Source organism: Bordetella saccharivorans (genome assembly GCF_045862855.1).
Lineage (GTDB): Bacteria > Pseudomonadota > Gammaproteobacteria > Burkholderiales > Burkholderiaceae_B > Bordetella_A > Bordetella_A petrii_F.
In genome coordinates this window covers 2608464-2621242 of sequence record NZ_BAAFZO010000001.1, presented here as the reverse complement: position 1 = coordinate 2621242, position 12779 = coordinate 2608464, and the positions used below count along the sequence as shown (strand labels likewise).

Genomic DNA, 12779 nt, shown 5'->3' with positions numbered 1-12779 from the left:
CTAGCCCTGGCCGTCCAGCGGCAGCTCGGTGGTGCTCTTGATCACTTCCATGGAAAAGCTCGCGCTCACGTCGAGCAGGTCCACGGCTTCGATCAGGCGGCGATAGAAGCGGTCGTAGGCGGCCATGTCCTCGACCACCACTTTGAGCAGGTAGTCGATGTCGCCCGCCATGCGATGGAACTCGACGACGTTCGGCAGCGACATGACGGCGCCGATCAGGCTCTGCGTCCATTTGGCGTTGTGCTGGCTGGTCTTGATGGACACGAACACGGTCAGGTTCAGCCCCAGCGCCTTTGGGTCCAGCAGCACGGCGGTACGCTCGATGACGCCGTCTTCCTTCATTTTCTGGATGCGGCGCCAGCACGGCGTGACCGACAGGTTGACCTGCTCGGCGATATCGGCCACCGGGCGCGTGGCATCCTTCTGCAGCAGGCTCAGGATCTTCAGATCCGTCTGGTCCATGGCGTTCTCTCGGGCAGCGGCAGGGCAGCGTTCAGGCATAGCGGTCGGCCGTGAGGCCTTCCAGGTCGACTTCGGGCCGACGGCCGGCCACGATGTCGGCCACAATCTTGCCTGTTCCGCAGGCCTGCGTCCAGCCATTGGAGCCATGGCCGCAGTCCAGGTACAGGTTGGCGTAGCGGGTCTTGCCAAGGATGGCCGGGCCGTCCGGCGTCATGGGACGCAGGCCGGCCCACGATTGCGCGCCATCGATGTCGATGCCGGCCGGGAACCATTCGCGCGCCACGCCTTTCAGGAAGGCTACGCGCGCCGGGTCCACCGCCAGCCCGTAGCCCTTCAGTTCCGCCATGCCGGCCGCGCGCAGGCGGTCGCCCAGGCGCGAGATCATGACCTTGTTGTATTCGTCCATGATGGCCGCCCGTGGCGCGCGCGCCGGATCGGCAATGGCCGCCGTGATCGAATAGCCTTTCAGGGGGTAGATGGGCAGGGCGATGCCCAGCGGCCGCAGCAGGAACGGCGCCTGCGGGCCCAGCGCCACTACGTAGGCGTCGGCGGCGCACAGGCCGGCCTCGCCCTCGACCCATGCCCCCTCGATGCGGTCGCCCTGGCGTACCAGCGCACGGATGCGGGCGCCATAGCGAAACACTACCCCCTGTCCCGCCAGGTAGTCGGCCAGGCCGGTGGCGAATTTGTGGCTGTCGCCGGAGCCGTCGCGCGGCAGGTACAGGGCGCCGGCAATGGGCGCGCGGGTGGCGGCCAGGGCCGGCTCCAGACGGCGCGCGCCGGCTTCGTCCAGCCGCTGCCAGGGCACTTCGTATTCATCCAGCGCCTGGGTGATGGCGGGCACGGCTTTCAGGTCGGCCTCGCTGCGGAACACCTGCAGCGTGCCGTCCTGGTGGTAGTCGAACGAGACCGGCAGGCCCGCGCCAGCCAAGGCTTTCAGGCAGGCATCGCTATAGTGGGCGACGCGCTGCATGCGCAGTTTGTTGGCGCGAAAACGTTCGGCGTTGCAGTTGCCCAGCCAGCGCGCCAGCCAGGCCAGCTTGCGCGGATTGGGCGACAGCGAGAACCGGATCGGCGCCTGGCGCTGCAAGGCCATTTTCAGCACCTTGCCGATCATGCCGGGCGCCGCCCAGGGGCCGGCGAAGCTGGGGCACAGGCCGCCGGCATTGCCGAAGCTGGTTTCGCGCGCCGGGCCGGGCTGGCGTTCCAGCACGACGACTTCATGCCCGTCGCGCCACAGGTAATAAGCGGCCGCGACGCCGGCCACACCCGCCCCCAATACTGCGACCTTCATGCAAGCTCCTTCGGGTGCCGCACCGCGCGGGCCCCTGCCAGCGCGCATTATGACGGCTGCGGCGGGTGTCATAAAGCCTGGCGGGCCGGCGGGACAGCCAAGGCAAAAATTTTTCCCGCGACCCGGTCGATCGCCCCCGATTTCGCAAAATGATTCCAGGCGCAAGGCCTAGCATGGAAGGTCTCGTCTACTCTGCCATTGCCTCGCCATGCCTGCTGCCACGCTTGCCTACTCCTGCCTGGACTCGCTATGCGCCACGGTGCGTGCGGCGCAGCAAAATGCAGCGCGCGGCCTGCTGGACGAACTGGCTTCCGCCGATGCCGACCTGCGCGGCATGCTGGCCCACCTGCCGGAGACGCTGCGCCAGGGCAGCCCGGACACCTATCTGCGCCACATCGCCTACAGCGATCCGCACGGCAGTTTCACTATTTTCTACTTGGTCTGGCGTCCCGGACAGGCAACGCCTGTGCACGGCCACAAGACCTGGTGCACTTACCGGGTATTGCAGGGGGAGCTCAGCGAGACCCATTACCGGTGGGATGCGGACAGTGAACTGGCGCGGCCCGTGGGAGAAGCGCTGCGCCGGCCCGGCGATGCGGTCACGGCGACGCAGGGACTGGACCGTATCCACCGGCTGCGCAACGCCGGGGACGATATCGCCATCTCGCTGCACATCTACGGCGTGGCGCGGGCGGATGCCCAGACGGGTATCAACCATGTGGTCGCGAGTGCCGGAGGCTAGGCGGTGTTTTCAGGTCTGATGGGCCGGTATTGAGTTCTTAACGCCCGCGCGCGCCGGCGGGGCCTGGGCGGCCACGTCGCTCGGCTCGGGCGCGCCACCAGGCGCCCTCGGCCCCCTGCGGGGGCTCCCCTCGCTCCAACTGGCCGCCCAGGCCCCGCCGGCACGCGTGGGCTCGCAATGTCCCATGGCGGTGCAGGCACCAACGTGTAGCGCGCAATAGGCGACGCCGGTGTCTGATCGGTGTCAGACACCCCATGCACGTCGTCTAGCGCGGCTGTGCGCGCGGGGTGTCTGACACCAGCAATGTGAGGCATGCCACCGCTGTGAGTCCAGGCCGGCGCTGGGGAAGGCGGGCCGGCCAGTTGGAGGGAGGGCAGCCCCCGCAGGGGGCCGAGGGCGCCTGGTAGCGCGCCCGAGCCGAGCGACGTGGCCGGTCCGCCTTCCCCAGCGCCGGCCTGGACGTCCTACCAAGACATCCTTCCCCGCTCAAAACCGAAGCCGCTCGATCTATGGACAGAGCGTCTGCGTCGCGCCGCTAAACGCCCGTATCCAGCGCGTAGTGGGACCCGTCGCGGTTCTCGAGCGTCAAGGACGACAGGGCCGCCGGCGTACCCGCATCCTGCGTCACATGCAGGCGCAGGTTGCCCAACGGCACATCCCAACCCGCCCCGACCGGCACCGCCGTCACATCGGCCACCGTGGCCAGCCGTTGCGCCACGGCGCGCGGGTCGGCGGCGCGCGCCTCGATGCGATGGATGCGCAGCGCGCCGTTCGGGTGCGCCATCAGCGCGGGCGCCCAGACGCACTCCGGCGTCAGGTGCCGGCAGAAATACATGCGGATGCCCGGTATGGGCTGCTCGGCGAAACGCACCGTGTGAAAGCGCGCCTGCATCTCGCGGCCATCGATCCGTGCGGGACGGGTCAGTTCCTGCACGGGGTTCACGGCGAACCCTGCATCGCGCAGGCGCCGGTAAGTCCCTTCCGCGTCGTGGGTGCGGAAGACCAGCGCCTCCAGGCCGAAGGGCGAATCGGCGATCTCCTTGCGCGCCGGTGGCGGGCCGGGCGGCCAGCCCAGCAGTTCGATGTAAGTGCCATCGAGCACGATCAGGCGATTGCACGACCCCAGGTTGTGCACCGCCGTTTCGCTCAGGCGGAAGCCCTGCCGCTCGAAGTGCGGCGCCAGAGACTCCAGGCGGTCCCGCACCATGACCACGGCATGGTCGAACTCGGTGCAGTCGGCGCTGTGCAGCATGGCGGCGTCTCAGGCCAGCTTGCCGTGGCAGTGCTTGTACTTCTTGCCGCTGCCGCACGGGCACGGGTCGTTGCGGCCGACCTTGGGCACGAAATTGCGCACCGGCTGCTGCGCGGGCTGCGCGTCGGCATCGGTGCCGGCCAGCGCCTCGTCGTAATCGGAATGGTGATACTGCACGTTCTGCACATGCGGCTGGCTGGCCTCGGCCTCGGCGGCCTGTTCGACCTGCTCGGCCGACTGCACCCGTACCGTCAACAGCACGCGCACCACGTCGTCGCGGATGCGGTCGAGCATGCCGGAGAACAATTCGAACGCTTCGCGCTTGTATTCCTGCTTGGGATTCTTCTGCGCATAGCCGCGCAGGTGGATGCCCTGGCGCAGGTAATCCAGCGCGGACAAGTGCTCGCGCCAGTGCGTATCGATGGCCTGCAGCATGATCGAGCGCTCGAACTGCGACCAGGCCTCGTCGCCCACCTGGGCGATCTTGCCGTCATAGACCTTGCGGGCCGCCTCGATCACGCGCGCCAGCACGTCTTCGTCGGTCAGGCTGGACTCCTTCTCCAGCATGTCCGCCAGCGGAAGCTGGATCTGCCAGTCGGCGGCCAGCGCCTTCTCCAGGCCGGCGACATCCCATTGTTCCTCGACCGAATCCGCGGGAATGTACTGGCGCACCAGCTCGGTGGCAGCGGCTTCGCACAGGCCCTCGACGGACGCCCGGATCGACGTGGCCTCCAGCACCTCGTTGCGCTGCGCGTACAGCACCTTGCGCTGGTCGTTGGCGACGTCGTCGTATTCCAGCAGTTGCTTGCGGATATCGAAGTTGCGGCCTTCGACCTTGCGCTGGGCCGTCTCGATGGAACGCGTCACCATGCCCGCCTCGATGGGCTCGCCCTCGGGCAGCTTCAGGCGTTCCATGATGCCGCGCACGCGGTCGCCCGCGAAGATGCGCATCAGCGGATCTTCCAGCGACAGGTAGAAGCGCGACGAGCCCGGATCGCCCTGGCGGCCGGCCCGGCCGCGCAGCTGGTTGTCGATACGGCGCGATTCGTGGCGTTCGGTGCCGATGATGCGCAGGCCGCCCGCGGCCTTGACCTGTTCATTGGCCGGCTTCCAGTCGGCGCGCACTTTCTCGATGCGCGCTTCCTTTTCGGCATCGGACAGCGATTCGTCGGCGCGGAGCAGGTCGACCTGCTTGTCGACGCTGCCGCCCAGCACGATGTCGGTGCCGCGGCCGGCCATGTTGGTGGCGATGGTGATGTGGCCCGGCTTGCCGGCCTCGGCCACGATCTCGGCTTCGCGCGCGTGCTGCTTGGCGTTGAGCACTTCATGCGGCAACTTGGCCTGCTTGAGCAGGCCCGACAGCAGCTCGGAATTCTCGATGCTGGTGGTGCCCACCAGCACCGGCTGGCCACGCTCGTGACAGTCGCGGATGTCGCCCAGGATGGCGTTGTACTTTTCCTGCGCGGTCTTGAAGACCTGGTCGTTCTGGTCCTTGCGGACCATCGGCTTGTTGGTCGGGATGATGACGGTTTCCAGGCCGTAGATCTCCTGGAATTCATACGCTTCCGTGTCGGCCGTGCCGGTCATGCCCGACAGCTTGTCGTACATGCGGAAGTAGTTCTGGAACGTGATGGAAGCCAGCGTCTGGTTCTCGTGCTGGATCTTCACGCCCTCCTTGGCCTCGACCGCCTGGTGCAGGCCGTCGGACCAGCGGCGGCCGACCATCAGGCGGCCGGTGAATTCGTCGACGATGACGACCTCGCCGTCCTGCACCACATACTGCTGGTCGCGGAAGAACAGCGTATTGGCGCGCAGCGCCACCATCAGGTGGTGCATCAGCGCGATATGGCGCGGGTCGTACAGCGACTCGCCCTCGGGCAGCAGCCCCTGCTGGGACAGGATGCGCTCGGCGTTCTCGTGGCCCTTCTCGGACAGGAACACCTGCTGGCTCTTTTCGTCGACCCAGTAGTCGCCCTCGGGCTCGGGCTCGTGCGGCTTGGGCTCGGACGCCATGCGCGTCAGCAGCGGCGGCACGGCGTTCATGCGCACGTACAGCTCGGTATGGTCTTCGGCCTGGCCGGAAATGATCAGCGGCGTGCGGGCTTCGTCGATGAGGATGGAGTCCACTTCGTCGACGATCGCGTACGACAGGCCGCGCTGGCGCCGGTCCTCGACGCGGTATTCCATGTTGTCGCGCAGGTAGTCGAAACCGAACTCGTTGTTCGTGCCATAGGTGATGTCGGCCCGGTAGGCGGCGATCTTCTCGTCGTTGGGCTGCTGGGGCACCACCACGCCGGTGCTCATGCCCAGGAAGCGGTACAGCCGGCCCATCCATTCGGCATCGCGGCGGGCCAGGTAATCGTTGACCGTGACCACGTGCACGCCCTTGCCGGCAATGGCGTTCAGGTACACCGGCAGGGTCGCCATCAGGGTCTTGCCCTCGCCGGTGCGCATTTCGGCGATCTTGCCGTTGTGCAGCGCAATGCCGCCGAGCAGCTGGACGTCGAAATGGCGCATGCCGAAGACCCGCTTGCCGGCTTCGCGCACGACGGCGAAGGCCTCGGGCAGCAGGTCGTCCAGCGAGGTGCCCTGAGCGTGGCGGTTGCGGAATTCTTCGGTCTTGGCCGCCAGTTCCGAATCGGATAGCGCCGCGATCTTGGATTCGAGGGCGTTGATCTGGGTAACCAGCTTGCGATACTGCTTAAGCAGCCGGTCGTTGCGGCTGCCTATGAGTTTTTTGAGCAGAGAAACCATGCGTGTCGGTGGCGGCGCCGGCGACGCCCGGCCCCGGATGGGCCCGACTCCGCCGGTGACGGATTATTGTCTGGTTGAGCGGCGAATGCCGCTGGGAAACAATCGAGTGTAACGCACCTGGAAGGCATCGGCCCCGCCCGGCGCGCCACAGGATGCCAAACGCGTCTCAGCGCGTGACGGACTGGGTCGCGGCCGTGTCGGGGGCCTGCGCCACGACGGGCGGGCGGGCCTCGGGAGACTGCAGGAACAGCCGCGGGTCGAGCGGCTGGCCGGCCAGCCTGACTTCGAAATGCAGGTGCGGGCCGGTCGAGCGGCCGGTCGAGCCCACGCGGGCGATCTCCTGGCCGCGTCCGACCAGGTCGCCGGGTTTGACCAGCAGCTTGGAAGCATGGGCGTAGCGGGTGATGAGGCCGTCGCCGTGGTCGACCTCGACCGTGTTGCCGTAGCCGGCCAGGTAGCTTGCCTCGAGCACGACGCCGCCCGCCGCCGCCAGGATGGGCGTGCCCGAGGGCGCGGCGAAATCCAGCCCTTCATGCATGGCGTAGCGGTGCGTCACCGGGTTGCGCCGCCAGCCGTAGGAAGAGCTGAGGAAGGGATAGTCGGTCACCGGCAGGGTGCTGGGCAGGCGTGCCTGGTCGGCCGAACGGCGCGTCAGGGCGACATCGAGCATGCGCAGGTTGTCGGTCTGCTGCGTCAGCCGGGCTTGCAGTTCGTCAAGCTGGCGGCCCAACTCTTCGGCCGATTCTGCCGAGGGCGGCTGGCGGTCGGTGAACAGGTCGTCCATGACGTGGGCGGCCTCGGTCGGGCCTTTGAGTTCGGCGGCCAGTTCCGGGTCGGTATAGGCCACCCCGGCCACCTGGGCCACGCGCCGGCCCAGGCCGTCGATGCCGACCAGCTTGGCCTGCAATTCGCCCACCTTGGCGGCCAGCATGCCGACGTTTTCGCGCAGGAACGCCGCATCGCGCTCGGGCTGCGCGTTCTGCGCATAGGCGGGCCAGTCGACAGAATATGGGGTCGGAACAACCGGAGTAAGGTAGCGTTGTACGGTGGCGCCGATCAGCGCCGCGGTGGCCAGCAGGGCGGCCACCATCAGGCCCAGGCGCGCGCCGCCCAGGGCGACCTGCCCGGGCTGCCCGTCGCGGGCGTGCATAATGACGATCTTCAAGATACGTATCCTGTTATCGAACTGGCATGAACAGACCTGGCTCATACCGCTCACGTTCTTCTGCCAGCCGGCGGGGAGAAAACACCGCGCTGGGATGGCTGGGTCATGATGCGCGCGGCGCCGGCGTGTTGGCGACGGCGCGCGCGCACCTGCAAATACAGCGCGCCGTGGCGGCGGTGCTGCCGCCGGCGCTAGGCGCCGTGTGCGTGGTAGCCAAGCTGGAAAACCAGCGGCTGCAACTGGCCGTACCCAGTGCCGCGCATGCCGCCAAGCTCCGTCAGCTTGGCCCGCGGATCGCACAAGCACTCGGCGCCCAAGGCTGGAACCTTAACGAAATTGCGGTCAAGGTTCAAGCGGGAATGCCCAAGCCCGGGGCAAAATCACCGCGCCCGCCCAAGGAGGCCGAGCCCCTGGGGGCCACCGCCCTGGATGCGTTCGAGACATTGCGGGAGAAACTGCAGCCCGGCCCGCTGGCCGATGCGGTGGCCAGGCTGCTGGCGCACCACAAACCCCGCTAGGGGCGGGCGGCTGGCCTCAGGCCAGCTTCCATTCGTGGCGAAAGGCCTGGGGAGCGTCGGCCTGCGATTCGTAGGTGACCAGTTCCCAGGCGTCGCGCTGGGCCAGCAGCGCGCGGGCCAGCTGGTTGTTCAGCCCATGGCCGGACTTGCACGCCACGTAGCGCGCCACCAGGGGCTTGCCCAACAGGTAGAGGTCGCCGATGGCGTCGAGGATCTTGTGCTTGACGAACTCGTCGTCGTAGCGCAGGCCGTCGCTGTTCAGCACGCGGTACTCGTCCATGACGATGGCGTTGTCGAGGCTGCCGCCGCGCGCCAGGCCCATGGAACGCAGGGCTTCCACTTCGTTGACGAAGCCGAAGGTGCGCGCGCGGGCGATCTCGCGCACGTAGGAATGCGTGGCGAAGTCGATCTCGGCGAAGTTGGCCGTGGAATCGATGGCCGGATGCCGGAAGTCGATGGAGAACGCCAAGGCGAAACCTTCGTGGGGTTCCAGGCGCGCCCATTTCAGGTTGCGGCCCTCGCCCTCGCGGATCTCGACGGGCTTGAGCACCCGGATGAACTGCTTGGGGGCATTCTGTTCGACGATGCCGGCCGAGCGCAGCAGGTACACGAACGTGGCGGCGCTGCCGTCCATGATCGGGACTTCTTCGGCGGTCAGGTCGACATGCAGGTTGTCGATGCCCAGGCCGGCCAGGGCCGACATCAGGTGTTCGACGGTGGACACGCGCACATCGCCCTGCTGCAGCACCGAAGCCATGCGGGTGTCGCCCACCGCCGCGGCCTGCGCGGGCAGGTCCACGACCTGTGGCAGATCGATGCGGTGGAAGACGATGCCGGTATTCGCTTCAGCCGGACGCAGGGTGAGCTCGACCCGCCGGCCGGAGTGAACGCCTACGCCGGTCGTGCGAACGAGATTCTGAATGCTGCGTTGTCGAAACATGGGCTGTGTATGTTGCACCGGCATCACCAAAAACCAATGAAATCACCGGCATAAGTGCGCATTGTAACCTCCGCGGGCGTTGCGCGCCACGCGCCTGAAACATTTGCCGGTTAGTGCGTCCCCTTTTACATCCTGCGAGGCGCGCCCCGCCCCGCGTCCGGCCCGCCTGGGGAAGACGGGCCGGAGCTGAGGGAGTCGGGCCGGTTGCCCGGCCCTCTGCGCGACGTCAGTCAGCCTGCTTGCGCAGGAAGGCCGGGATGTCGAAGTGATCCATGCCCGAGCTTTCCAGCGCGCGCACCTGGGCCGACGCCTGCGTGCGCGGGTTGCGCATCACCGAGGGCATGTCCAGGTTGCGGTAGTCGCCTTGCTGCATCCCGCCCATGGGCAGGTTGTCGGTGCCGGTGCGCAGGGTTTCGGCCACGTTCTGGACCAGCTGCGGACGCGCCACGTTGCGACCCAGGCCGGTGGCGACCACGGTCACGCGCAGGTTGTCGCCCATCGATTCGTCGTAGGCCGTGCCGAAGATCACGGTGGCGTCTTCCGAAGCGTAGCTGCGGATCGTTTCCATGATTTCGCGGGTCTCGCGCATCTTCAGGGTGCGGCTGGCGGTGATGTTGACCAGCACGCCGCGCGCGCCGTTCAGGTCCACGCCTTCCAGCAGCGGGCACGCGATGGCCTGCTCGGCCGCCACGCGGGCGCGGTCGGCGCCGCTGGCGGTCGCCGTGCCCATCATGGCCTGGCCCTGCTCGCCCATGATCGTCTTGACGTCTTCGAAGTCGACGTTGACGTTGCCCTCGACGTTGATGATCTCGGCGATCCCGGCGCAGGCGTTGTGCAGGATGTCGTCGGCGGACTTGAAGCAGTCTTCCTGGGTGGCATCCTCGTCCATCAGCTCATACAGGTTCTCGTTGAGGACCACGATGAGCGAATGCACGTGCTTGGCCAGCTCGGCGATGCCGTCTTCGGCCATCTTCAGGCGCTTGGTGCCCTCGAAGGAGAACGGCTTGGTGACCACCCCGACGGTCAGGATGCCCAGTTCCTTGGCGACTTCGGCCACGACCGGGCCCGCGCCGGTGCCGGTGCCGCCGCCCATGCCGGCGGTGATGAACACCATGTGCGCGCCGTTCAGGGCCGAACGGATTTCCTCGCGCGCGGTTTCCGCCGAAGCGCGGCCCTGCTCGGGCTTGGCGCCGGCGCCCAGGCCGGTGCGGCCCAGGCGGATCTGCACCGGCGCATTGGTGGCCGCCAGCGCCTGCGCGTCGGTATTGGCGCAGATGAAATCCACGCCGTTGACACCGCTGCGAATCATGTGCGCGACGGCATTGCCGCCCGCGCCGCCAACACCCACGACCTTGATAACGGTCCCTTTGGTGTTGTTCTCAAGCATCTCAAAGTTCATCATGATGACTCCCTCACAAGTCTGAATAAGCAAATCACAAAAATTCCCCAACAACCTATCTTTTGTGAATCGCCTCAAAGCCGAAGCCGGCCTCGCGGTCCGCAACGGGTTTGAAACGTCTCCCCTTTCGGTCCGCCCCGCGCGCAAAGCGCGGCGCGTGCCAGGAACAGGCCCCAGTCTGTCCCCAAGGTCAGTTCATGAACCACTCCTTCATGCGCGCCAGCAGGCTCTTGAAGTTGCCGGTCTGCGCCGCGACCTTGCGGCCGCGCACGCGCTGCATGCGCGCCTCCTGCAGCAGGCCCATGACGGTCGAAAAGCGCGGATTGCGCATCACGTCCGACAGGCTGCCTTCGTATTCGGGCACGGCCACGCGCACCGGCTTCAGGAACACGTCCTCGGCCAGCTCGATCATGCCGGGCAGTTGCGCCGATCCGCCTGTGAGCACCACACCGGAAGCCAGCAGGTCCTCATAGCCCGAATCGCGCACCACCTGCTGCACCAGCGAAAACAGCTCTTCCACCCGCGGCTCGATCACCGCCCCGAGCGCCTGGCGCTTGACCTGGCGCGGGCCGCGGTCGCCCAGGCCCGGAACTTCGACCGTCTCGTCGGGCCGTGCCAGCACCTGCTTGGCCACGCCATAGCGCAGCTTGATTTCCTCGGCATCCGGCGTGGGCGTGCGCAGCATGGCCGCGATGTCGTTGGTGATCTGGTCGCCGGCGATCGGCAGCACGGCGGTATGGCGGATCGCGCCGCCGGTGAAAATGGCCACGTCGGTGGTGCCGCCGCCGATATCGACCAGCACCACGCCCAGTTCTTTCTCGTCGGCGGTCAGGCACGACAGGCTGGAGGCGAGCGGCTGCAGGATCAGGTCCTGCACTTCCAGGCCGCAGCGCCGCACGCACTTGACGATGTTCTGCGCGGCGCTGACCGCGCCGGTGACGATATGCACCCGGACCTCCAGGCGCAGGCCGCTCATGCCGATCGGCTCGCGGATATCTTCCTGGCCGTCGACGATGAACTCCTGGGTCAGCACATGCAGCACCTGCTGGTCGGTCGGGATGTTGACCGCCTTGGCCGTCTCGATCACGCGCGCCACGTCGGTGGCGGTGACCTCCTTGTCCTTGACCGCCACCATGCCGCTCGAGTTGAAACTGCGGATGTGGCTGCCGGCGATGCCGGTGTATACGTCGCGGATCTTGCAGTCGGCCATCAACTCGGCTTCCTCCAGCGCGCGCTGGATCGAATTGACGGTGGTCTCGATGTTGACCACGACGCCCTTGCGCATGCCGCGCGATTCGTGCTGGCCCAGGCCGAGCACTTCGAAGCGTCCTTCCGGCAGGATTTCGGCGACCACGGCCACCACCTTGCTGGTGCCGATATCCAGGGCGACGATGAGGTCCTTGATGTCACGGGTCATGGCGTTAACGCTTCTTCGGAGATGTGGATGGAGATTTCGGTTTGGACTGCCCTTCCAGCGGCACCAACGCCAGGGCGAACCCGTTCGGATAGCGCAAATCCGCCTGCGCCACGGTGCGGCCTTCCAGGCGGCTGGCCACCGCCGGCCAGGCCTGGACGAAGCGCTGGATGCGCGCGGCGAACGGCAGCGCACCCGGCAGGCCGTGCGGATCCGGTGCATCGGCGCCCGGGTCGCGCCCCAGGTCCAGCACCATGCCGTTGGACAGCGTGGCCTTCCAGGCATAGCGCGGGCTCAAGTCCAGTTCGCGCACGTGCAGGTCCAGCGGCGCGAACCATCGCGCCAGTTCCGCGTAGCGCTGCACCACCAGCCCTTCCGACCCTTGCGGGCCCGAGAACTGCGGCAGCACGGTGTCGTCGTCCAGTTCGCCGGTATTGGCCGTGAACGCCTCGCCCCAGGTATTGATCATCTGGTTCTCGTTCCACAGGGCCAGCGGCTGCTGCTCCTCGATGCGCACGCGCAGCGTGTCCGGCCAGATGCGGCGAATGGAAGCGCGCCGCACCCACGGCACGGACTCGAACACCTCGCGCGCGTGGTCCAGGTCCACGGTGAAGAAGTTGCCCTGGAAGCGTCGCGCGATCACCGCCCGCACCGCCTCCGGCGACACATAGCGCAATTCCGTATCGGGCGCGGCCTCCAGCTCGATGGCCGACAGCGTGAAGTACGGACGATGCGCGACCCACACCACGCCAGCGGCTAGGATGGCCACCACCGCCAGCACGGCCAGCGTGTTGGCGATCAGGTTGGTGGTTCGGGCGTCGTTCCACACGGATCGTTCC

General features: G+C 67.3%; 11 protein-coding genes. 2 read left to right on the top strand and 9 right to left on the bottom strand.

The window, feature by feature from the left end:
• Both ACKTT0_RS12545 and ACKTT0_RS12540 read right to left on the bottom strand, forming a co-directional pair.
• Complete coding sequence (locus tag ACKTT0_RS12545) at positions 1 to 462, bottom strand: Lrp/AsnC family transcriptional regulator (protein ID WP_407850204.1); 462 nt, start codon at positions 460 to 462, stop codon at positions 1 to 3.
• Between the two features lie 31 nt (positions 463 to 493).
• Positions 494 to 1756 (bottom strand): D-amino acid dehydrogenase, encoded by a 1263-nt coding sequence (locus ACKTT0_RS12540; RefSeq protein WP_407850203.1) that lies wholly within the window; start codon positions 1754 to 1756, stop codon positions 494 to 496.
• A gap of 208 nt (positions 1757 to 1964) precedes the next feature.
• Here ACKTT0_RS12540 and ACKTT0_RS12535 point away from each other — a divergent pair, with 208 nt between their 5' ends.
• Positions 1965 to 2498 (top strand): cysteine dioxygenase family protein, encoded by a 534-nt coding sequence (locus ACKTT0_RS12535; RefSeq protein WP_407850202.1) that lies wholly within the window; start codon positions 1965 to 1967, stop codon positions 2496 to 2498.
• 535 nt (positions 2499 to 3033) lie between these two features.
• On the opposite strand, the gene ACKTT0_RS12530 is transcribed toward ACKTT0_RS12535, so the two are convergent.
• The 3 genes from ACKTT0_RS12530 to ACKTT0_RS12520 form a co-directional block, all read right to left on the bottom strand.
• Positions 3034 to 3750: a VOC family protein gene (locus ACKTT0_RS12530; RefSeq protein WP_407850201.1), complete on the bottom strand. Its 717-nt coding sequence runs from the start codon at positions 3748 to 3750 to the stop codon at positions 3034 to 3036.
• 9 nt (positions 3751 to 3759) lie between these two features.
• Complete coding sequence (secA, locus tag ACKTT0_RS12525; RefSeq protein ID WP_407850200.1) at positions 3760 to 6504, bottom strand: preprotein translocase subunit SecA; 2745 nt, start codon at positions 6502 to 6504, stop codon at positions 3760 to 3762.
• A gap of 166 nt (positions 6505 to 6670) precedes the next feature.
• The gene (locus ACKTT0_RS12520) at positions 6671 to 7654 is read right to left on the bottom strand and encodes a M23 family metallopeptidase (protein ID WP_407852422.1); all 984 of its coding nucleotides are present in this window, start codon (positions 7652 to 7654) and stop codon (positions 6671 to 6673) included.
• 41 nt (positions 7655 to 7695) lie between these two features.
• Here ACKTT0_RS12520 and ACKTT0_RS12515 point away from each other — a divergent pair, with 41 nt between their 5' ends.
• The gene (locus ACKTT0_RS12515; protein ID WP_028356834.1) at positions 7696 to 8187 is read left to right on the top strand and encodes a flagellar hook-length control protein FliK; all 492 of its coding nucleotides are present in this window, start codon (positions 7696 to 7698) and stop codon (positions 8185 to 8187) included.
• Positions 8188 to 8203: 16 nt separating this feature from the next.
• Here the strand turns inward: ACKTT0_RS12515 and lpxC are convergent, their stop codons facing one another.
• From lpxC to ACKTT0_RS12495, 4 genes are all read right to left on the bottom strand, one after another.
• Entirely contained in the window at positions 8204 to 9127 is a 924-nt protein-coding gene (lpxC, locus tag ACKTT0_RS12510; RefSeq protein ID WP_094805715.1) for a UDP-3-O-acyl-N-acetylglucosamine deacetylase, read from the bottom strand.
• A 226-nt stretch (positions 9128 to 9353) separates the two neighbouring features.
• Positions 9354 to 10529, bottom strand: a complete 1176-nt coding sequence (gene ftsZ, locus ACKTT0_RS12505; protein ID WP_028356836.1) for a cell division protein FtsZ — start codon at positions 10527 to 10529, stop codon at positions 9354 to 9356.
• A gap of 187 nt (positions 10530 to 10716) precedes the next feature.
• On the bottom strand, positions 10717 to 11943 hold the full coding sequence (gene ftsA / locus ACKTT0_RS12500) for a cell division protein FtsA (protein WP_028356837.1): 1227 nt from the start codon (positions 11941 to 11943) through the stop codon (positions 10717 to 10719).
• Positions 11944 to 11947: 4 nt separating this feature from the next.
• On the bottom strand, positions 11948 to 12769 hold the full coding sequence (locus tag ACKTT0_RS12495) for a cell division protein FtsQ/DivIB (protein WP_407850199.1): 822 nt from the start codon (positions 12767 to 12769) through the stop codon (positions 11948 to 11950).
• Between the last annotated feature and the right edge of the window lie 10 nt (positions 12770 to 12779).

Coding starts and splice junctions, on each gene's coding strand:
- ACKTT0_RS12545 (WP_407850204.1), bottom strand. CDS start 462: ATGGACCAGACGGATCTGAAGATCCTGAGCCTGCTGCAGAAGGATGCC.
- ACKTT0_RS12540 (WP_407850203.1), bottom strand. CDS start 1,756: ATGAAGGTCGCAGTATTGGGGGCGGGTGTGGCCGGCGTCGCGGCCGCT.
- ACKTT0_RS12535 (WP_407850202.1), top strand. CDS start 1,965: ATGCCTGCTGCCACGCTTGCCTACTCCTGCCTGGACTCGCTATGCGCC.
- ACKTT0_RS12530 (WP_407850201.1), bottom strand. CDS start 3,750: ATGCTGCACAGCGCCGACTGCACCGAGTTCGACCATGCCGTGGTCATG.
- secA (WP_407850200.1), bottom strand. CDS start 6,504: ATGGTTTCTCTGCTCAAAAAACTCATAGGCAGCCGCAACGACCGGCTG.
- ACKTT0_RS12520 (WP_407852422.1), bottom strand. CDS start 7,654: ATGCACGCCCGCGACGGGCAGCCCGGGCAGGTCGCCCTGGGCGGCGCG.
- ACKTT0_RS12515 (WP_028356834.1), top strand. CDS start 7,696: ATGAACAGACCTGGCTCATACCGCTCACGTTCTTCTGCCAGCCGGCGG.
- lpxC (WP_094805715.1), bottom strand. CDS start 9,127: ATGTTTCGACAACGCAGCATTCAGAATCTCGTTCGCACGACCGGCGTA.
- ftsZ (WP_028356836.1), bottom strand. CDS start 10,529: ATGATGAACTTTGAGATGCTTGAGAACAACACCAAAGGGACCGTTATC.
- ftsA (WP_028356837.1), bottom strand. CDS start 11,943: ATGACCCGTGACATCAAGGACCTCATCGTCGCCCTGGATATCGGCACC.